At 69.8% G+C, this 19,531-nt stretch carries 14 protein-coding genes; 7 read left to right on the plus strand and 7 right to left on the minus strand.

Annotation, left to right across the window (positions count from 1 at the left end):
- Window positions 1-144 precede the first annotated feature (144 nt).
- The 3 genes from ACWGID_RS32755 to ACWGID_RS32765 are packed head-to-tail and all read right to left on the minus strand — an operon-like array spanning window position 145 to window position 3,406.
- On the minus strand, window positions 145-963 hold the full coding sequence (locus ACWGID_RS32755; RefSeq protein WP_452203190.1) for an ABC transporter permease: 819 nt from the start codon (window positions 961-963) through the stop codon (window positions 145-147).
- Window positions 960-1,907, minus strand: coding sequence for an ABC transporter permease (locus ACWGID_RS32760; RefSeq protein WP_452203191.1), 948 nt, complete (start codon window positions 1,905-1,907; stop codon window positions 960-962). The genes ACWGID_RS32755 and ACWGID_RS32760 overlap by 4 nt, the downstream gene beginning before the upstream one ends.
- Complete coding sequence (locus ACWGID_RS32765; protein WP_452203192.1) at window positions 1,904-3,406, minus strand: ABC transporter substrate-binding protein; 1,503 nt, start codon at window positions 3,404-3,406, stop codon at window positions 1,904-1,906. The genes ACWGID_RS32760 and ACWGID_RS32765 overlap by 4 nt, the downstream gene beginning before the upstream one ends.
- 251 nt (window positions 3,407-3,657) lie before the next feature.
- Between ACWGID_RS32765 and ACWGID_RS32770 the strand changes: the two genes are divergently transcribed.
- The 3 genes from ACWGID_RS32770 to ACWGID_RS32780 are packed head-to-tail and all read left to right on the plus strand — an operon-like array spanning window position 3,658 to window position 7,477.
- A complete protein-coding gene (locus ACWGID_RS32770) occupies window positions 3,658-4,389 on the plus strand; it encodes a FadR/GntR family transcriptional regulator (RefSeq protein WP_452203193.1) in 732 nt (243 codons plus the stop codon).
- Between the two features lie 53 nt (window positions 4,390-4,442).
- Entirely contained in the window at window positions 4,443-6,092 is a 1,650-nt protein-coding gene (locus tag ACWGID_RS32775; protein ID WP_452203194.1) for an FAD-dependent oxidoreductase, read from the plus strand.
- Complete coding sequence (locus ACWGID_RS32780; RefSeq protein WP_452203195.1) at window positions 6,092-7,477, plus strand: sensor histidine kinase; 1,386 nt, start codon at window positions 6,092-6,094, stop codon at window positions 7,475-7,477. Before ACWGID_RS32775 ends, ACWGID_RS32780 begins: the two co-directional genes overlap by 1 nt.
- Window positions 7,478-7,585: 108 nt before the next feature.
- Here ACWGID_RS32780 and ACWGID_RS32785 read toward each other — a convergent pair whose 3' ends face one another.
- Both ACWGID_RS32785 and ACWGID_RS32790 read right to left on the minus strand, forming a co-directional pair.
- The gene (locus ACWGID_RS32785; protein WP_452203196.1) at window positions 7,586-8,155 is read right to left on the minus strand and encodes a hypothetical protein; all 570 of its coding nucleotides are present in this window, start codon (window positions 8,153-8,155) and stop codon (window positions 7,586-7,588) included.
- A gap of 138 nt (window positions 8,156-8,293) precedes the next feature.
- Window positions 8,294-10,864, minus strand: coding sequence for an MXAN_6230/SCO0854 family RING domain-containing protein (locus ACWGID_RS32790; RefSeq protein ID WP_452203197.1), 2,571 nt, complete (start codon window positions 10,862-10,864; stop codon window positions 8,294-8,296).
- Window positions 10,865-11,262: 398 nt separating this feature from the next.
- On the opposite strand from ACWGID_RS32790, the gene ACWGID_RS32795 reads away from it, so the two are divergent.
- The gene (locus ACWGID_RS32795) at window positions 11,263-12,534 is read left to right on the plus strand and encodes an MFS transporter (protein WP_452203198.1); all 1,272 of its coding nucleotides are present in this window, start codon (window positions 11,263-11,265) and stop codon (window positions 12,532-12,534) included.
- A gap of 45 nt (window positions 12,535-12,579) precedes the next feature.
- On the opposite strand, the gene ACWGID_RS32800 is transcribed toward ACWGID_RS32795, so the two are convergent.
- Window positions 12,580-12,768: a DEAD/DEAH box helicase gene (locus ACWGID_RS32800; protein WP_452203199.1), complete on the minus strand. Its 189-nt coding sequence runs from the start codon at window positions 12,766-12,768 to the stop codon at window positions 12,580-12,582.
- Window positions 12,769-13,067: 299 nt separating this feature from the next.
- Here ACWGID_RS32800 and ACWGID_RS32805 point away from each other — a divergent pair, with 299 nt between their 5' ends.
- Entirely contained in the window at window positions 13,068-14,252 is a 1,185-nt protein-coding gene (locus ACWGID_RS32805; RefSeq protein ID WP_452203200.1) for a diguanylate cyclase, read from the plus strand.
- On the opposite strand, the gene ACWGID_RS32810 is transcribed toward ACWGID_RS32805, so the two are convergent.
- A complete protein-coding gene (locus tag ACWGID_RS32810) occupies window positions 14,242-15,198 on the minus strand; it encodes a zinc-binding dehydrogenase (RefSeq protein ID WP_452203201.1) in 957 nt (318 codons plus the stop codon). The genes ACWGID_RS32805 and ACWGID_RS32810 overlap by 11 nt on opposite strands.
- Before the next feature lie 105 nt (window positions 15,199-15,303).
- Here ACWGID_RS32810 and ACWGID_RS32815 point away from each other — a divergent pair, with 105 nt between their 5' ends.
- Window positions 15,304-18,126, plus strand: coding sequence for a DEAD/DEAH box helicase (locus ACWGID_RS32815; RefSeq protein ID WP_452203202.1), 2,823 nt, complete (start codon window positions 15,304-15,306; stop codon window positions 18,124-18,126).
- Window positions 18,119-19,381: an SWIM zinc finger family protein gene (locus tag ACWGID_RS32820; protein ID WP_452203203.1), complete on the plus strand. Its 1,263-nt coding sequence runs from the start codon at window positions 18,119-18,121 to the stop codon at window positions 19,379-19,381. Before ACWGID_RS32815 ends, ACWGID_RS32820 begins: the two co-directional genes overlap by 8 nt.
- Window positions 19,382-19,531: the final 150 nt, after the last annotated feature.

The following is a 19,531-nucleotide window of genomic DNA, read 5'->3' on the forward strand; positions in this document are numbered from 1 at the left end:
ATCTCGCACTCCCGGGGGGGGACCGTCACCGACACCCACAGCCGGCCCCCCGTGTGAAGGTGGTTCATCCACGCCCTCGTTTGGGTGGGGGGGGGGATGAACGACAGCGTTCGCGGTCTTGAATGATGAACTCGCTGCGCTCCTTCATCTGCGGTCCTCCAGCTTCGGATCGAACCGGTCGCGCAGACCGTCACCCAGCAGATTGAACCCGAGGACGGCGACCGCGATCGCGACACCCGGGAAGATCGCCAGCCGTGGCGCGCTGAACAGGAACTCCTGGCTCTCTTGCAGCATCCGCCCCCACGACGGCGTCGGCGGCGGCGTCCCGTACCCGAGGAACGAGAGCGCGGCCTCGGCCAGTACCGCGATCGCGAACGACACCGACGCCTGCACGGTGATCAGGCTCGTCACGTTCGGCAGCACATGCCGTACGGCGATCGGCCACGGCTGCCGTCCCGCGGCGCGCGCCGCGAGCACGTACTCGGTCCGCATCACCTGCAGCGCCCCGCTCCGGATCACCCGCGCGAAGCTCGGCACCGAGGCGATGCCGATGGCAACCATCGCGGTCAGCGTGCCGGCCCCGAACACGGCACCGAACATGATCGCCAGCAGCAACGCCGGGAACGCCAGCAACAGGTCGTTGGCGCGCAGGATGAACTCGCTCGGCCACCGGCGCACCATCGCCGCCAGGATCCCCAGCGGTACGCCGATCAGCGCGGCGACACCGACTGCGACGACGCCGACGAACAGCGTCGTACGCGACCCGACCATGACCTGGCTGAGCACGTCCCGCCCGAACTTGTCGGTCCCGAACCAGTGCGACCACGAGGGCTTCAGCAACCGCGACGCGGGGCTCACCAGCGTCGCGTCGTACGGCGTCCAGGCGAACGACAGCAGCGCCATGAGCACGATCACGCCGACGATCACGCCGCCGACCACCAGGCTCGGGTTCAGCCGCTTCATGCTGCCGTCCTCAGTCGCGGGTCGAGAGCGGCGTACAGCAGGTCGACGAGGAAGTTGACCAGCAGTACGGCGATCACGAGGATCATCACCACGTCTTGGACGAGCAGCAGGTCGCGGTTCGACACGCCGTCCAGCAGGAGGCTCCCGAGGCCTGGGATCACGAACACCCGCTCGACGACGACCGCCCCGATCAGCAGGGTGGCCAGCTGCAGCCCGAGGACCGTCACGACGGGCACGGCCGCGTTGCGAAGGCCGTGTTTCCACAGGGCCTGGAACGGGCGGAGGCCTTTCGCGCGGGCGGTTCGCAGGTAGTCCTCACGCAGTACGTCGAGCACCGCGCTGCGGACGTAGCGGGTCAGGACGGCGCCCTGGACGAGCCCGAGGGACAGCGCGGGCAGGATCAGTTGTTTCAGGAACATCGCCGGGTCCTGGGCCGGCGGCGTCCACCCGTTGGCCGGCAGCCATCCGAGCTTCACCGCGAACACCACGATCAGCAGGATCCCGGCGAGGAACGCCGGTACGGCGACGCCGAGCTGCGAGACCGCGGACAGGGCGAGCCCGGAGACCTTGCGATGCCGCGCCGCCATCACGGTCCCGGCCGGCACCGCGACCAGCAGCGCGACGATCATCCCGGCGACGACCAGCCACAGGGTCACCTGCAGCCGGTCGAACACCTGCGGACCGATCGCCACCTTCGAGATGTACGACGTCCCGAGGTCACCGTGCAGCAGTCCGCCGAGCCAGTCGAAGTACTGCGTCGGCAGCGGCCGGTCGAGGCCGAACTGCTGCCGCAGCTCGGCCACCGCCGCGTCCGAGGCGTTCACGCCGAGCGCGACCCGGGCCGGGTCCCCGGGCAGCACCGCCATGAACGCGAAGACCAGCACCGAGCTCACCACAAGGCTGACCAAGAACACTGCCGCGCGCTCGATCAGGCGGAGAATCATCGCGCGAGCTTGGAGAGATCGAAGTTCTCGGTGATCGCGTTCGTCGGCAGGCCCTTGATGTTCTTGTCCGCGACCACCAGGTTCGGCAGCAGGAACAGCCAGTCGCCCGCGGCCTGTTCGGACAGCCGGCGCGCCGCCTTCTTCATGTTGTCGACCTGCGCGGCCTCGTCCCCGGTGTCCGCCGCGGCCAGGTAGCCCTGCAGCGTCGGGTCGTCGTACCGGGTGTAGTACTTCGCGTTGAAGACCGCACCGAGGTCGCGCGGCTCGACGTGCGCGATGATCGACATGTCGTAGTCGGCGTTCTTGAAGACCGTGGTCAGCCAGGCCGCCGGGAACTCGAGCTGGTCGATCTTCACCTTCAGCCCCGCCTGCTCCAGCTGGCTCTTCACCACCTGGCCGCAGGACGTTGCGTAGGGCAACGTCGGCAGCCGGAGCCGGAGCGTCTTCCCGGCCGCACCCGACGCCTGCAGCAACGACTTCGCCTTCGCCAGGTCGTACGGCGCGACGCCGGTGAGGTCCTCGTACCACGGGTCCGTCGGCGGGACCATGCTGCCGATCAGCTTGCCGCGACCGGCCCAGCAGGTGTCCAGCAGCGCCTTGTGGTCGATCGCCATCCGGATCGCCTGCCGGGTGCGGAGGTCCTTGAACACCGGAGCCGCGTTGTTGAAGGACAGCAGCACCTCGCCGTTCGTCGTCCCCTCGATCACCTGGTACTTGGCGTTGCTGGTGAACTGGCTGAGGGCCTCCGGCGCCTGCACGGTGCCGATCACGTTGATCGTGCTGGTGAGCAGCGCGTTGTTCAGCGCGGTCGCGTCCTTGAAGTACTTCAGCGTGATCTGCTGGAAGAACGGCTTGCTGCCCCAGTAGGCGTCGTTGCGGTTCAGGACGATCGAGTCGCCGCGGTTCCACTTCGAGAACTTGAACGGGCCGGTGCCGATCGGAGCGGTCGCCAGCGCGCTGACGCCGCTCTCCGAGAACATCGCGCCGATCCGGGTCGTCATCCGGAACAGCCAGTCGTTGCTCGGCTTGGCGAGCGTCACCTGCAGCTGGGTCGGCGACAGTGCCTTCGCCTGCGCGACGACGTCCATCGCCGACTTCAGCGACGTCGTCCACGCCGGCTTCACCCGGTTGATGCTGAACACCGCGTCGTTCGCGGTGAACTGCTTGTCATCGGTGAACTTCGCGTTGTCGACCAGGTCGAACGTGTACGTCTTGCGGTCCGGCGACACCGTCCACGACTTCGCCAGCGACGGCACGATCTTGCCGGAGTCGTCCTGCTTGACCAGCGTCTCGTAGACGTTGCCGAGCAGCACCTGCGGGATCGCGGCACCGTCGGTGGTGGTGAAGTCCAGGCTGGCCGGCTCGGCCACCAGGCCGATCGACAGGTTCTGATCACCACCCGGGGAGCTGCCGGACGACGTACTCGACCCGGCCGAACAGGCGCTGACGGCCAGCAGCGCCGCCGCGGCGAATGCGACCGCACGGGTGGGAAACTTCACGCGAACTCCTCCAGTGCTTCGGACTGTCGCCGCATTCTGACGAGCCACCCCCGCCGGGCCGACCCCGGCCACGCCGGTACGGCGGACTTCGCCGTCCAGCTGTGACTGGTCAGACCAGTGGACTAGGTATCAGTGGGCCACTAGGTTTGTCGCACCACACCGCGCTGTCAAGGCGATTGGGGGCGCATCGGATGACAAACAATTCACACAGCACTTCACGGGGCAGTTCTGAGGGCCCGCGGTTCGAGCCCGTGCAGCCTGTGCGCGCGTACCAGCGGATCGTCGAGCAGGTCGAGGACGCGCTCGCCCGCGGCGTCCTCACCCCGGGCCAGCGGCTGCCGAGCGAGCGGGAGCTGGTCGCACAGTTCGCGGTCAGCCGGTCCACTGTCCGCGAGGCGCTGCGGGTGCTGGAGAGCAACGGCGTGGTCCGGTCCCGGCCCGGCGACCCGAACGGTCCGGAGGTCCTGCCGTTCTCCCAGGCCGCGTTGCGCAAGCAGATGGTCCGGCTCGCCCGGGTCGACGAGCTGACCCTGAGCGAGCTGATCGGCTTCCGGATGATCATGGACGGCGCCGCCATCCAGGTCGCCTCCCGGCTGCGCACCCCGGAGCAGCTGGACGAACTCGAGGCGACCCTGGTCGCGATGCGGGAGGCGATCGACGTCGACTTCGACGCGTTCAGCCAGGCCGACCTGGCGTTCCACGAGCTGATCGCGCAGATCAGCCGGAACTCGCTGATCCAGATCTGCAACGAGGTGGTCCGCGGCGTCGTCCTCGGCCTGATCTCCGACAAGATCGCGCACGCGCCGAACGGCCGTGCCCTGATGCTGGAGTCGCTGCACCACCACGCCGAGGTCGTCGATGCGATCCGGGCCGGCGACGGTCACGCCGCCGCCCGGCTGGCTCGGCAGAACATGTTCGACTACTACGCCGGGTACGTGCCCGACTCCGAGCAGGAAACCTTGCGTGCGCTCGTAGAGGACTGACGAAGACCGTGGCATTCTGACGGAATTCGGTTCACTGCTGTGGGGGGCACCGCGTGAGCAAACCTGCGATTCTCACTGTCGACGACGACCCGATGGTCTCCGCGGCCATCTCCCGGGACCTGCGCCGCCGGTACGGCGACGACTACCTGGTGGTCCGGGCGACCTCGGGCGACCAGGCGCTCGCCGCGCTCACCAAACTCGCCCTGCGCGGCCAGGCGATCGCGCTGATCGCCACCGACCAGCGGATGCCCGGGATGACCGGCATCGAGCTGCTCGAACGCGCCCGCGAGCACGCCCCGAGCGCGAAGTACCTGCTGCTGACGGCGTACGCCGACACCGAGGTGGCGATCCGGGCGATCAACGACATCGGCCTGGACTACTACCTGCTGAAACCCTGGGACCCGCCCGAGGACCAGTTGTTCCCGGTCGTCGACGACCTGCTCGGCGACTGGCAGCACGCCAACCCCGAGCACACCTCCGACGTCCGTGTGATCGGCAACCGCTGGTCCGACCGCGCCCACGACATCAAGACCTTCCTGGCCCGCAACCACGTCCCGTACCAGTGGTACGACGTGGACCGGGACGCCGAGGGCAGGCGCCTCAAAGACCTCGCCGACGCCGCGGACACCGACCTCCCGCTGATCCTCACCCCGGAGGGCGACACGCTCCGCTCCCCCGCCGTCCTCGACCTTGCGTCCGCGCTCGGCCTCCGCACCCGAGCCGAGCAGCCGCTGTACGACGTCTGCATCGTCGGCGGCGGACCGGCCGGACTCGCCGCCGGCGTGTACGCCGCGTCCGAGGGCCTGAGCACCGTGATCGTCGAGCGCGAGGCACCGGGCGGCCAGGCCGGCCTGAGTGCCGCGATCGAGAACTACCTCGGCTTCCCGCGCGGACTCACCGGCTCGGATCTCGCCCAGCGCGCGGTCGCCCAGGCCTCGCGGTTCGGCGCCGAGATGGTGCTCGCCCGAACGGTCGTCGGTCTCGAGTCCCGCGGCCCGGTGCACGCCGTACTGTTCGAGGGCGCCGGCGAGATCGAGGCCCGCGCGCTGATCGTCGCGACCGGCGTCTCGTACCGCAGCCTCGACGTCGAGGGCCTCGGCGACCTCACCGGGCGCGGCGTCTACTACGGCGCGACCGCCAGCGAGGCCAGCCAGGTCCAGGGCGACGAGGTGTACATCGTCGGCGCCGCGAACTCGGCCGGCCAGGCGGCGCTCAACCTCGCCCGCTACGCCAAGCGGGTCGTCCTACTCGTCCGCGGCACGTCGCTGGAGAGCTCGATGTCGCGGTACCTCGTCGACAAGATCAGCAAGGCGACCACCATCGAGGTGCGCTGCCGGACCGAGGTGACCGGCTGCCGCGGGGACGACCATCTCGAAGGCCTGACGCTGACCGACCGCGCTTCCGGCCGGGTCGACGAGGTGCCGGCTAGCTGGCTGTTCATCTTCGTCGGCGCGATCCCGCACACCGACTGGCTCGGCGACGCCGTCGCGCGCGACACCAAGGGCTTCGTCGTCACCGGCCCCGACCTGGTCACACTCGGACGGTGGCCGCTGCCGCGCACGCCGTACGCGCTGGAGACCAGCGTGCCCGGGGTGTTCGCCGCCGGTGACGTGCGGCTCGACTCGATGAAACGGGTGGCCTCGGCGGTCGGCGAGGGCGCTATGTCGATCTATCTCGTCCACCGCTACCTTGCGACCGTCTGATGCGCGCCGCGGACCTGCGCGACATCCCGCTGTTCGCGGGCGTGAGCGACGCGCAGCTCGAGGAGCTGATCGCCGGGAGTACCGCCGTACCGATCGAGCTCGGCACGGATCTCTTTCACGAAGGTGAGCCGGCCGACTTCTGGTGGGTGCTCGTCGACGGCGCGATCGCGCTGCACCGCAAGATCGGCCGCGAGGACACCGTGATGGGCAAGATGGACGTCCCCGGCCGCTGGGCAGGCGGGTTCCGCGCCTGGGACGAGCACGGCCTCTACCTCGCAAGCGGCCGCGGCGTCGCGGAGGGCCGGGTACTGCGGGTTCCCACCGACCTCCTGCGGGAGCGGATCGACGCCTGGTTCCCGCTCGCCGGGCACCTGATCAAGGGCGTGTACGGGACCGCCCGCGCGATCGAGTCGACGGCCCGGCAACGCGAGTCGCTGATCACGCTCGGCACCCTGGCCGCCGGACTCGCGCACGAGATCAACAACCCAGCCGCGGCGGCCTCACGGTCCGTCAGTGCGCTCGACACCGCCTGCGTCGCGCTGCTGTCGGCGCTGCGCCGGCTCGCTGAGGGCGACGTGACAGCCGCGCAGTTCAGCGCGCTGGACGAGCTCCGGCTCGAGCTCGGCTCCGGTACGGCGGTGCCGGACCCGGTCGATCTCGCCGACTACGAGAACCTCATTTCCGACTGGCTCGACGACCGTGGCGTCGGGCAGTCGTGGTTCATCGCGCCGGCACTCGCCGCGGCCGGTGCGACCACCGAGTGGTGCGAGCGCGCCGCCGACGTACTCGGAGACGCGCTGGAGGCGGGTCTGGCGTGGGTGGCCAGCACCCTGTCCGCGGCGACGTTGCTCGGAGAGGTCAAGGAGTCGACGCGGCGGATCACCGAACTGGTCGCCGCGGTCCGGTCGTACTCACAGATGGATCGCGGCTCGATCCAGACCATCGACGTGACCGAAGGCATCGAGAGCACGCTGGTGATGCTCGGGCACAAACTCCGCGGCGGCGTCGAGGTGGTCCGCTGGTACGGCGCCGACGTACCGCGGATCGACGCGTACGCCGGGGAGCTCAACCAGGTGTGGACGAACCTGATCGACAACGCCGTCGACGCGATGGACGGCACCGGCACGTTGCGGATCGCGACCCGGACCGAGGACGACCGGATCATCGTCGAGTTCACCGACACCGGCGCGGGGATGCCGCCCGAGGTCGCGGCGCGCGCGTTCGAGCCGTTCTACACAACCAAGGACGTCGGCAAGGGCACCGGTCTGGGGCTCGACATCGCGCAGCGGATCGTGGCCGAACACCACGGCGGCACGATCGCCATCACCTCACGACCCGGTGAGACCACGCTGCAGGTGCGGTTGCCCCGGCAGCCGCCCGGCTGACCGGTACCGAAGAACGGGTAGTGACGGCGAACGACAGGAGGTAGCGCCGGTCTGCCAGGAGTCCGCCCACTCCGGCGTCGCACTACCCCCCGTCGTTCGGTACCGGCCTCAGGTGTCGTGCTCGAGGATCCGAACCCTCGGCACCTTCAGCAGCTTGCGGGCCTTCGCGATCCAGTCCGAGCACAGGAAGGCCGCGGCGGTCTCAGGCCAGGCCACCACCACGACGTCGTGGCTCCCGGTGGTCTTCACCATCTGCATGAGTGCCAGCAGCACCTCGCCGTGCGTGATGGAGACGTGCACCGGACAGCGGCTCGCGTCCCGGAGCCGGCGGGAGCTGTGCTCGATCACCGAGGCGAGGTCGACGTCCGGGTCGGCGAGTGTCGCCGTCGGTGTTCGGCTCGGTGTTCGGCTCGGTGTTCGGCTCGGTGCCGGCGGGCTGACGCGCGCCGACGGGCCGGTCGCGGAGCCGACCACGGACGCCGAGCCGGTGAGACCGGCAACGTCCGCGAACGACGAGCCGAGCAGCGCCATCGGGCCGCCGAACCCACGCTCCGGATGGCTGGAGACCAGCAGGTGGTACTCCACAGGTTCTTCGAGTTTCGCGTGCAGGGCGGCAACGCGGCGCGCGTCGCCCTCACTCATCTCATGCTCGATGAGCACCACCACGTCGTACGTCATTCGTGGCTCCCTTCGCAGTCAATTCCGTTGTACTCCTGCACCGGACCGCGCCAAAGGAAGGCCCGCGCGTCCGTCACGGAATTGTCAAAGTCCTCTCAGGTTCTCCCCAGACTCGCCCGAGCGAAGGTGACGGGTAGCTCAGGCCGCGCCGACACTGGCGCGGGCGCGGCTGTCAGGCGCCAGTTCGGCCAGCAGATGCGGCGCGTCGATCAACGTGAGGCTCGCGCCGTCCAGCAGGCGCGGATGCAGCGCGTAGACTTCCGTCCCCGGTCGTGGAGTGACGTCGCCGGCCAGCACGGCGACGAAGTCGGACCGGTGCGCGGCGTCCTCGTCCCACCGTCGATCAGGCTCCCGGCGGGCGATCACCCGGCGCGCGAACGTCGTCAGGTCCTCGGCCGGGTCGCGCAGGTAGCCGACCACGGACCCGTCGGCGCAGCGGACCGCGATCTCTTTCGTGCGCGCGGCGGCGTGCCAGCAGCACAGCTCCCACAGGCTCACGCGGTCCCCCGCGCCGTGGACCTCTTCGAGCGTGGCGGCCATCAGCCCGAGCCGACCGCCGTACCGCGCGATACTGTGGCCGTAGCCGGCGGCGCCGAGGTTCACGTCGTACCAGCGGAGTTCCTTGGTGTGCAGGTCGACGCCGAACGGCATCAGGATCTTCGCCGGCCCGGACAAGTCGAACCGGTCCGTAACCGCGGCCGGGTCGAAGAGGCCGTTCGGTTGCCGCATCACCCCGACGATCCCCCGCTCCAACTCCTCGAACGGTACGTCGTTGTAGCTGAACACCACCGGCAGCACATACCGACCGCCGACCCGGCGCACCGCGCGCAGATCGAGGTCCACGAACTCCGTCGACCCGTCCGGCCCGGGCGCCGACGTCAGGTCGCCGGAGTGCACCAGCGCGTCCTCGTCGAAGCGCAGCCGGGTGTAATCGCAGAGCCCGACGAACGCCCACTCCTCGTCGAACACCGCGACCGAGAGATCAAGATCGACTCGCCGGCCGCGCGGCTCGACCCAGTGCAGGAACAGTCGCAAGAGCTCGTCCTGCGGGATCGGCACCGCGCTCCCGCGCGTCATCCGCAGCCGGCTCGCCGAGGAGCTCCGCTCCGAACCGGGCGCGGCCAGGCGGACCAGTTCCTCGTCCAGGAACGCGCGCCGGCATCGCGGCAGGTCCGTTGCCCGCCGCAACATTTCTGTGGTGAGTACGCCGGCCAACTCGGCGCCGAGCTCGGCCGGCAACGGCTCGCGGTCGTCGACCGACGTCCAGATCCGGGTGGTCCCGCCGCGCGGGAAGAACAAGCGCAGATCGCCGGGCGGCGTCCGCACCTGGCCGAGCGCGGCCGTGACAACCGCCGGCGACACATCGGAGACCACGGTCGTCAATGCATCGACAAGGGCCGCATGCTGCTCAGGCGGCAGGGCACGCGCGAGGTGCACGAGGCGGCGCACCAACTCGCCCGGACGCTGGCGCAAGAGGTCGAGCGCCTGCCCCGGACGCCCGGAGGCGAAGGCCCCCTCGACCCGCGCGGCGTAGGTGCTCATCACCAGCCGTCCACTCTCCACCCGGACCAGCGGATGCCGCGACGCCTCCCCGGCGACCGCCCGCCCCGCCGCACTCCCCAGATCCAGATCGGTACGGCGGAGGATCGCGAACGCCAGCGCGGCGACCGGGAACCGAGTCGCGAACTCGAAGGGATGCAGGTTCTCGCCGATCCGCTTCCAGGCACGCTCGTGGCGGAGCATGTCCTCGACCAAGGTCTCGACCGGGAACCGGTCCAGCCGCCGCAGCACCAGCCGACGCGTTGCCCGAGGCAACGACGTTCGCCGGGCCGGCGGCGTCCGCAACCCCGGATCGGCATCCATCAGCGCGTAGACCACCCGCAGGACGTCGGTCGCGGTCGTGGCGCGCTCGAGCAGGTCCGGATCGTCGGCCAGGAAATGGGCGAGCACCAGCGCGCGGGTCTCCCGGACGGGGATGTCGTCGGGGAGCCAGGCCGGGGTCGCGCCGTGCAGCAGCACCTGCAGATCCGCGCGGTCCGCTGCAGACAACGGCGCGCGCCGAGCCAGCAGCCCGTCGATGGTCTGCCGCAGCGAGTCGGCTGTTGCCAGCGAGAGCAGCCGCAGCCGCTCCGAGCGGACGTGGGCCGGGTGCTCCTCGTCGGCGGCCGGCCTGAGGAACGGGTCGTCCGGGTCGATGCGCCGCAGGCACAACGGGCAGGCGCTGAGGTCGCTGCCGTCCCAGCAGGTGCGGCAGACCAGATGTGCGCACGGCGAGACGGCGTGCACGGAGGTGGTGTCACCGCAGAGCACACAGGGCTGGTCGGGCTCCTGCAGCAGGCGGGCGAAGACCCGGTTCAGATAGAAGGTCTCAGTGTTACCCGGGACGCTCTCCGGGAAGCCGCGGAACAGTGGGGTGTGCTCGGCGTCCTGACCGGACTCCGCGTCCAGCAGGTCGAGCAGCGTGGTGCCGAACCCGGCCAGTGCGGGGGCCGACAGCGCAGCGCAGTACCTGTAGAGGCCGACCGAGAGCAGGAAGCCGCGCTGGATCAGGTCGGCCTGGAGCGCGGACAGTCCCGCTTGGATGGTGAGCGGGCGGCGCAGCCACTGCCAGGCGGAGCGCCGGACCGGTGGGGTCAGTGCCGTGGCGTCGACAAGCCGCCGGCGTCGCAGCAGAATCGCGGCCTGCGGGTCTGCTGGCTGGTCGGGCATGGCGTCGTCCCCCTTGGGCGGTGGCGTCATCGACGAAGGCGCCAGGGGCGGAGAGCGGACGCGCTACTTGGCCTGGTGAAGGAGAAGGAAGCACGTCCAGGAGCCGCCCCTGGCACTGAGAACGCTACCGGGAGCCACCGACAGTTTCGGACGGCCCCGGGGCCGGATCGGCCCCACAAAGAAGAGCTCCGGTAGCAGGGTCGGGGCCGCCCCGCCCAGACCCCGCTACCGGAGATCTCCAGAGTAGAGCGTTCATCCAAATAGTGCTCCACCGGGTCCCCTGATCCGGCCCGAACTGGCACAGATGCGCCGCAGGCAAACCCTTGAACCAGGTTTCGACACCCTTGTGATCACAGCCGGGAGGTGTCACGCGACAGATTGTGGTTACGGTCGTGAGTATGTCGGTTGGGGTGAGCGAACGGGCGCGGTGGCGCGACGTCTTCGGGCACGGGGAGTTCCGGGCGCTGTTCCTGGCCGGAGTGCTGTCCGTGGCCGGCGACCAGCTCGCCCGCGTGGCCCTGTCGGTGCTGGTCTTCGACCGGACCAAGTCCGCCGGACTGACCGCGATCACCTACGCGCTGACGTACGTACCCGATCTGCTGTTCGGGCCGCTGCTGGCCGGGATCGCCGACCGGTTCCCCCGCCGTGGCGTCATGATCGTCACCGACCTCGCGCGGGCGATTCTCGTTGCAGCCATGGCGATCCAGGCCCTTCCGCTGGTCGTGGTGATCCTGCTGTTGCTCGCGTTGCAGGCGTTCGGCTCGCCCTTCAACGCGGCGCGTGGAGCGACGCTCCCCGCCGTACTGCCGGGTGACCACTACGTACTCGGCAAAGCCGCCAACGACATGGTCGTGCAGTTCAGCCAGGTGCTCGGGTTCGGGTTCGGCGGCGCCGTGGTGGTCGCTGTCGGTACTTCCGGCGGCCTGCTGCTCGACGCGGCGACCTTCCTCCTGTCGGCGGCTCTGATCGCTTTCGGGGTCCGAAAACGACCCGTCCCGACAAGTGGCACAGATGCGCCATCGACCGGCTACCTGAGCGACCTGAGGTCCGGCATCTCACTGGTCGCACGGACGCCGAAGCTCCGCGCGCTCGTCTTCCTCGCGACGATCGCCGGGTTCTACGTGACCGTGGAGGGCCTGGCAGTCCCGTACGCGCACCAGATCGGCCACGGCACCACAGCCGCAGGCATCCTGCTCGCTGCCAGTCCGGCCGGCTGTGTGCTCGGGATGTGGCTGATCACGCTGTGGACGCCTGAACGTCGGCTCCGGCTGATCGGACCGCTGGCGGTCGCGGCCTGCGTTCCGCTGGTGTTCTCCGTGCTCCAGCCGGGGCTGGCCGTGACTATCTGTCTCTGGGCACTGTCCGGAGTCGCCTCGGCGTACCACCTGCCGACGAGCGCGGCCTTCATCCAGGCAGTGCCCGATCACCAACGGGGCAAGGCGTTCGGCGTGGCCGGCACCGCGCTGAAAGGCAGCCAAGGCCTCGGCATTCTGCTCGCAGGCGTGCTGGCAGAGCCGCTGGGCGCCGCTGACGCACTCGCTGTGACCGGTGCCGCGGGTGCAGTACTCGCGGCCCTGGCGGGCGCCGCCTGGGCGCGCGCCCGCCGAATCGGCGGCGATTCCGGGAATCCCGGTACGGTAAATTCTCCGGCTCCCGGGTTTAACTCGTGAGCGAGTTCTCCGGAATGTAAGACACAGGTAAAGATTTACCTTTCGTCACCAATCGTTGCCGTTGGTGGCGGTCCGCGGCGCGAACCAGTCGTTACCGCCGGTGAACCAATCGTTGCCACCGCCGGTGAACCAGTCGTTACCCCCGGTGAACCAGTCGTTCCCGCCGCGGAACCAGTCGTTGCCGCCGGTGAACCAGTCGTTGCCGGTGCTGTTGACGCGCGCTGCCTTCTGCATGATTTCTCGACCCTTCTGAAGTGACCAACTGGTGGAATACCCCGACCATCGGGGTGACCTGACGTGAACAGGTCGTTACTATGAACGCATAACCGCTCAGATCGACTGCGTGTGAGGCTCAAATGATTCTGATCGGTCGGAGCAGTTGGGTGCCACCCCGGCAATGGAAGCTCTGGTCGCTACCGAGGTCTGCGCTCGGTTATGTGCTCGCGATTGATGTGATTGCGGTCACGATTACCACACTGGCGGTGCGGGGCACGCTGAGCGGGCCGAATTCCGGCGTCCGACACTCGGAGTGGGTGGCGTTCGTCGTGCTGGCCATCGCGTCGACCCTGCATCTGGAGTGTGCCCGCGGAATCGAGCGCCGACGCGAACTGGCAGCCAATACTTCTCCGCACACGAATCTCAAGTGCCTCTGGATCTTCGCGGCCCTGTTGCTGCTCCCGCTCTCGCTAGTGATCCCGCTGGTCGTGCTGGCCTACGCCTACTCGTGGTTCCGGGTGTACGGCCGGACCGTCGCGCACCGCAAGGTCTTCTCCACCGCGACCTACATCCTGGCCAGCGCTGCCGCTGCCGCCGTGCTGCGTGCAGGTGGTCTGCTGACCGAGCCACGGGTGCCGACCGGCCTCTGGTCATTGCTGGTCGTCCTGGCGGCGGCCGCGACCTGGTGGCTGGTGAACTACGCGCTGGTGATCGGCGCGATCATGCTGTCGAGTCCCGAGGCCACTGCGCGTGAAGCGCTCGGTGAGCTGTCGGACCAGCTTGTCGTTTGCGCCGGCCTGGGGCTCGGCGTAGCGATCGCTGCGGTGCAAACGTCGTACCCATGGGTCGTTCCGGTGCTCATGGTGACGGTCCTGGCGCTGCACCGCGATCTGCTGCTTCCGCAGTACCAGCGGGCGGCTGGCACGGATTCGAAGACCGGGCTGGCCACCTCGTCGTACTGGGCGACCGCAGTGCCCGCGGAGCTTGCCCGCGCGGACACTCTGCGCAGCACTGTGGGTCTGCTGATGCTGGACCTCGACAAGTTCAAGGAGATCAACGACACCTACGGTCACCCCGCGGGTGACGAGGCGCTGCGTGCGGTCGGTGCGGGCATCCGTGCGGAGGTCCGGCAGGGCGATCTGGTCGCCCGCGTCGGCGGTGACGAGCTGGCGGTGCTGCTGCCGGGTGCGTCCGAGGGCGAGGTGCTGGAGATCGCGGAGCGGATCAGAGAGCGGCTGGTGAGCCTCACGGTCGCAGTCAGTACGACGAACGGCGGCTCTGCTGCGATCACCGGCGTACCCGCATCGTTCGGTACGGCGATCTACCCGCACGTCGCGACGACCATGGACCAGCTCATCCTGGCGGCCGACGACGCACTGCTGACGGCCAAGCGGTCCGGGCGCAACCAGATCGTCGCCGCGCGCCCGCTTCCGCCGGCTGTCATGGAGCAGCCGGAGCAGTCGGACCGCACAGACCACTCCGGCCACCCGGTCACTGACTGACGCTGATCAGGGCCTTCCCGCGCAGTGTGCGGTTCTCCAGCGCCCGATGCGCGTCGGCGACGTGGTCGAGGTCGTAGACCTGGTCGACGACCGGTCTGAGATCGCCCGCGACTGCACGGGCGATCACGGCGGCGCCGCTGACCGTCGTGGTCGTCGTGTCGGCTCGGAGGTCCATGATGCCCTTCACCGTGACGCCCCGGCGCTCGGCCTCGGCCGGGTCGAAGGAAGCGAAACCGCCGCTCGGTGCACCGTGAGCCGAGAACCATCCGCCGTCCTTCACCACGCTGAACGCGGCCGCTCCCAGCTCGCCCCCCGCGCCCTCGAAGACGATGTCGGCACCGTTCACCAACTTCTCCCAAGACGGCTGCCCGTAGTCGATGAGTACGTCGGCACCTTGTGCCCGGCTCAGCTCAAGCTTCTCCTCGCCGCGCGCGGCCGCGATCACCCGCGCTCCGGCCGCGTGCGCCAACTGGATCAGTAGCAGACCCATACCGCCGGCGGAGGCCGTGATCAGCACGTCCTTGCCCGCCATCGACGGTGCGAGCTCCTCGAGCATGAGGGCCGTGAAGCCGTCGCCGTACACCGCGACCGCGGTCTGGAGGTCAAGCTCGGCCGGCACCTCGACAACGTCGGTGCCGGTCAGGGCCAGTTCGGCGTGACCACCGAAGCCGATCGTGCGGCCGACGACCGTCTTGCCGATCCACTCCGCCGGTACGCCAGGACCGACCGCGCGGACCCGGCCGCCGACGGTGTTGCCGGGCACGTACGGCGGCTCGACGTCGAAGAACTGACCGTGCTGACCGCGGCGGATTGCGGTCTCGACGAAGATGACGTCCGCGGTGTGAACCTCGACCAGCACCTGGCCGTCGGCCGGCTCGGGATCCGGCAGGACACGGGTCTCGATCACGTCGGGGCCGCCGAACGCGGCGACTACTGCTGCGCGCATATCTGAACTCTTTCTCGTGGTTCCCTCGGATCTCCGAGAGTGCAACCTCAACGTTGGTTCAGGTCAAGCCCGGGATTGTCGGCGGTCCGGCGTACTGTGCAGGGCATGCTCGACGCCGTCTTCGTCCCCGCCGACCCGCCCCGCGCGGGCCGGCTGGCGCTGTACGGGGACCTGACCGCCGCGGGCGAGACCGCGGACGGGACGGTGGATCTCGTCCTCCCGCGCGGCAGCACGGTCCGGCGTACGACGGTTCCTGCGCGGCTGCTCCGGATCTCCGAGGTCCTCAGTCGGCTGACCACGCTCGATGGAGTAGAGGGGAGCTTCGCGGCCTGGCGGGCGGCGGGGCTGGCTGGGCTGGTGTTGATCGGGCGTGGGCGTCTGGTGCCGGATCAGAGCGCGGAGGGGTACGGCGCTTGGCGGGTGGCACCGCTCGATCCGCTCGACCGCGCTTGGCTGCGCAACCTGAGCGCCGCGATGCCGGCGTACGGGCATGCCCTTCCCATCGAAGGCACCCGCCCGGTGCGGCTCGTCGATCCGGAGCAGCTCGTGCGCGCGTTCTGGGACGCGCTCGCCGACGCTCTGGTCCGCACACCCGCCGCAGCCGTCGCCACCCGTCCCGGCGCCACCCCCTTCGCCGCCATCGACCCCACGCCCCTCCCCGACCCCACCACCTGGCTCGAAGAAACCGCCCTAGCCGAAGAAGCCGGCGCCCGCCTCGTCCTCCGCATCGAGCCGCCCGACTCGCCTGATGAGGCCGTCGAGGTGCAGGATGTGGAGAATTTTCGGGCGGTGTTGCAGTTGCGGAGTGGGGTGGATCCGAGTCTGTTGGTGGATGTCGCGGACCTGTGGAACGCGCCCGCCGCCGTCCTCACCGCGCTCGGTGAACGCGCCGAAACCGACCTCCTGCTCGCGCTCCGCCGCGGCGCGCGAGTTTGGCCGCCGCTCGGTTCCGCCCTGCGCGACGCCGCCCCCGAAGAGGTCCCGATCGACGACGAGGCGCTCGAGGAACTCGCCGAAGGCAGCACGGCCCTCGAAGGCGCCGGCATCGAGGTCCTCTGGCCGACCGAGCTCTTCGCCGGCGAACTCGCGGTCCGCGGCACCGTCGCCACTCCGACCCCCGGCGCGATCACCGGCCCCGATTTCAGCCTGAACGATCTCGTCGCGTTCCGCTGGCGCCCGACTCTCGACGGCGCCGACCTGACCGAGGCCGAGGTCGCCGCGCTGGCCGAGGCGAAGCGCCCGATGATCCGGATGCGCGGCCGCTGGATCCGCGTCGACCAGGACGTCGTACGACGACTCCGCGCCGGCTCCACCCGCGAGCTCACCGGCGCGGAAGCGCTCGGCGCCGCCTTGACCGGGACGATCGACATCGACGGCGAGCTCATCCCGTTCGACGCCGACGGTTCGCTCGCCGCGATGCTCGCCCGGCTCCGCACCACCGAGGAGCCGGCGCCGTTCACCGACCCCGTCGGCCTCCGCGCCACTTTGCGCGACTACCAGCGCCGAGGCGTCGCCTGGATGGCGCAGCTCGCCAACCTGGGCCTCGGCGGATGTCTCGCCGACGACATGGGCCTGGGCAAGACGATCCAGGTGATCGCGCTGCACCTCCAGCTCGAGCGCCGCGGCCCCACGCTCGTCGTCTGCCCGTCCACATTGCTCGGCACCTGGGAGCGCGAGTTCGAGCGATTCGCGCCCGACGTACCGACCCGGCGCTACCACGGCGCCGGCCGGACCCTCGGTGACCTGGCCCCGGACGAGGTCGTGCTCACGACGTACGGCGTGGTGCGTCAGGACCACCGTCTGCTCGGTGAGGTGGCGTGGGGCCTGGCCGTCGCGGACGAGGCCCAGCACGCGAAGAACCCGTTGTCGCGCACCGCCCGCGCACTCCGGACGTTGCCGTCAGCAACCAGAATCGCGCTCACCGGGACCCCGGTGGAGAACCGGCTCTCCGAGTTGTGGTCGATCCTCGACTGGTCGGCGCCCGGTCTGCTCGGGACCCTCGACCGGTTCCGCCACGACGTCGCCGTACCCGTGGAGCGGTTCCAGGACGAGGAGGCGACCGCGCGGCTCGCCCGGGTGACGCGGCCGTTCCTGTTGCGCCGCCGGAAGAGCGATCCGGGGATCGCCCCGGAGCTGCCCCGGAAGTCCGAGCACGACGTCGTCGTACCGCTCACGACCGAGCAGGCCACGCTGTACCAAGCGGTCGCGAAGGAGACGCTCGCCAAGATCGAGTCGGCCGAGGGGATCGCCCGGCGCGGGCTGGTGCTGAGTCTGCTGACGCAGTTGAAGCAGGTCTGCAACCATCCGGCGCAGTTCCTGCACGAGCCCGGTCCGCTGGAGCGGCGGTCGGGCAAGCTCGCCGCGCTCGACGAACTGCTCGACGTGATCCTGGCCGAGGGCGAGTCGGTGCTGATCTTCAGCCAATACGTCGAGATGTGCCGGCTGATCGAGGCGCATCTGGCAGCGCGGCAGGTGAAATCGTTGTTCCTGCACGGCGGGATCGGGGTGCGGAAGCGCGAGCAACTCGTCGAGGAGTTCCAGTCCGGCGCGGCGCAGGTGTTCCTGCTGTCGTTGAAGGCCGGCGGAGTCGGGTTGACGCTGACCCAGGCGACGCATGTCGTGCACTACGACCGCTGGTGGAATCCCGCGGTCGAGGATCAGGCGACGGACCGCGCGTACCGGATCGGCCAGGACCGGCCGGTGCAGGTCCATCGGCTCGTCACCGAGAACACGTTGGAGGACCGCATCTCGACGGTCATCAACGCGAAGCGCGACCTCGCCGACGCGGTCGTCGGGTCGGGCGAGGCGTGGTTGAGCGAGCTTTCGGACGCGGAGCTCACCGAGCTGGTCGAGCTGTCGACCGGTCCGGCCAAGTCGGGGTCGGCGAGTGCCTACAACCCTTCTGCGGTGGGGAAATCCGATGCCTGACGAGGACCGGGTGCCGTGGCAGGGCTGGCGACGGAAGGGCGAGGACGCGGGGTTGCCCGCCGCCAAAGGTCCGGGCAGCAGACGGACGTTCGGAGCGACGTGGTGGGGGCGCGCATGGTTGGAGGCGCTCGAGCAACGGGCCCGGCTGGATCCAGGGCGGCTGTCGCGCGGGCGGTCGTACGCGCGGCGTGGCAGTGTGCTGGAGCTGACGGTCAAGCCTGGCGAGGTCGAGGCGGTCGTCCAGGGCAGCCGCGTCACGCCGTACCAGGTGACGGTCCGGATCCGGGCGTTCGATCGCGACGAGTGGGACGCCGTACTCGCGATCGTGTCGGCGCAGATCGGGCGGGTGGCGGCGTTGCTCGACGGGGAGCTGCCGCCTGAGGTCGTGGACGATGTCCGCGCTGCTGGGTTGGATCTGCTGCCGGGGGCCGGTGAGGTTCTGACGCACTGCACGTGCCCGGATTTCGCCGTACCGTGCAAGCATTCCGCGGCCGTCTGCTACCTGATCGCCGACGCCTTGGACGACGACCCGTTCGCCCTCCTACTCCTCCGCGGCCGCCGCAAGGACGAACTCCTCACCATCCTCCGCTCCCGCCGCGCCACCACCTCCGCTCCTCCGTCGGCACCCCGCACTCCCGCCCCACCCGGCATCCCAGCCATAGCCGCCTTCGCCCGCCACCCGCCCACCAAATCCACCGAGCAGGTTGCCGGTGTGGTGCCGGTGCCGGCGCCACCGCGTCCGCTGGCCGGGCCCGGTGTGCCCGCAGCGGTTCGGGTCCTGGACCCACCCCGCTCCTCCGGCGTCGACGTACGCGACCTCGTGGCCCTCGCGACCGACGCCGCCCGCCGAGCCTGGGAGCTCGCCTCCGGCGACGGCGACGGCGGCCTGACCCTCACCTTCGAACAGGACCTCGCCCGCCGAGCAGCCGACGTCCTGGGTACGCCGACCCTCGCCGACCTCGCGCACCGCGCCGGCATCTCGGCCCGTCAACTCACCACCTGGGCCACCGCCTGGCGCCAAGCCGGCCGCGGCGGCCTAGCCGTCACCGTCGACGCACCCCACGACGTCACGCCCGAAGCCCTAACCGAAGCCCTAGAAGCCCTCCCCACCGCCACCACCGAAGCCAACCGCGTAACCACCGGCAAGCTCCAACTACGCCTCGGCCACGACAACCTCTGGTACCGCTTCGACCAACAATTCAACGACTGGACCCTCACCCGCCCACCCGCTCCCAACCCCCAAGACCTCCTCTGAGCACCCCCAGCACGCGCCAAACCTCAGGTCCCGCAGCGGCCGCGTCACCCGCACCGCCCGCCTGGCACCAGCCACCCGCCACATCCGCCGAAACAGTCGTCAGCTCTCGGGACCGGAGACCCCCAACGGTGTCCGGACACAGGCAATAAC

The sequence above is a fragment of the Kribbella sp. NPDC054772 genome (genome assembly GCF_053611945.1).

Excerpts from the sequence above, each read along its gene's own strand:
- ACWGID_RS32755 (WP_452203190.1), bottom strand. The coding sequence starts at position 963 with ATGAAGCGGCTGAACCCGAGCCTGGTGGTCGGCGGCGTGATCGTCGGC.
- ACWGID_RS32760 (WP_452203191.1), bottom strand. The coding sequence starts at position 1,907 with ATGATTCTCCGCCTGATCGAGCGCGCGGCAGTGTTCTTGGTCAGCCTT.
- ACWGID_RS32780 (WP_452203195.1), top strand. The coding sequence starts at position 6,092 with ATGCGCGCCGCGGACCTGCGCGACATCCCGCTGTTCGCGGGCGTGAGC.
- ACWGID_RS32785 (WP_452203196.1), bottom strand. The coding sequence starts at position 8,155 with ATGACGTACGACGTGGTGGTGCTCATCGAGCATGAGATGAGTGAGGGC.
- ACWGID_RS32790 (WP_452203197.1), bottom strand. The coding sequence starts at position 10,864 with ATGCCCGACCAGCCAGCAGACCCGCAGGCCGCGATTCTGCTGCGACGC.
- ACWGID_RS32795 (WP_452203198.1), top strand. The coding sequence starts at position 11,263 with ATGTCGGTTGGGGTGAGCGAACGGGCGCGGTGGCGCGACGTCTTCGGG.
- ACWGID_RS32800 (WP_452203199.1), bottom strand. The coding sequence starts at position 12,768 with ATGCAGAAGGCAGCGCGCGTCAACAGCACCGGCAACGACTGGTTCACC.
- ACWGID_RS32810 (WP_452203201.1), bottom strand. The coding sequence starts at position 15,198 with ATGCGCGCAGCAGTAGTCGCCGCGTTCGGCGGCCCCGACGTGATCGAG.
- ACWGID_RS32815 (WP_452203202.1), top strand. The coding sequence starts at position 15,304 with ATGCTCGACGCCGTCTTCGTCCCCGCCGACCCGCCCCGCGCGGGCCGG.
- ACWGID_RS32820 (WP_452203203.1), top strand. The coding sequence starts at position 18,119 with ATGCCTGACGAGGACCGGGTGCCGTGGCAGGGCTGGCGACGGAAGGGC.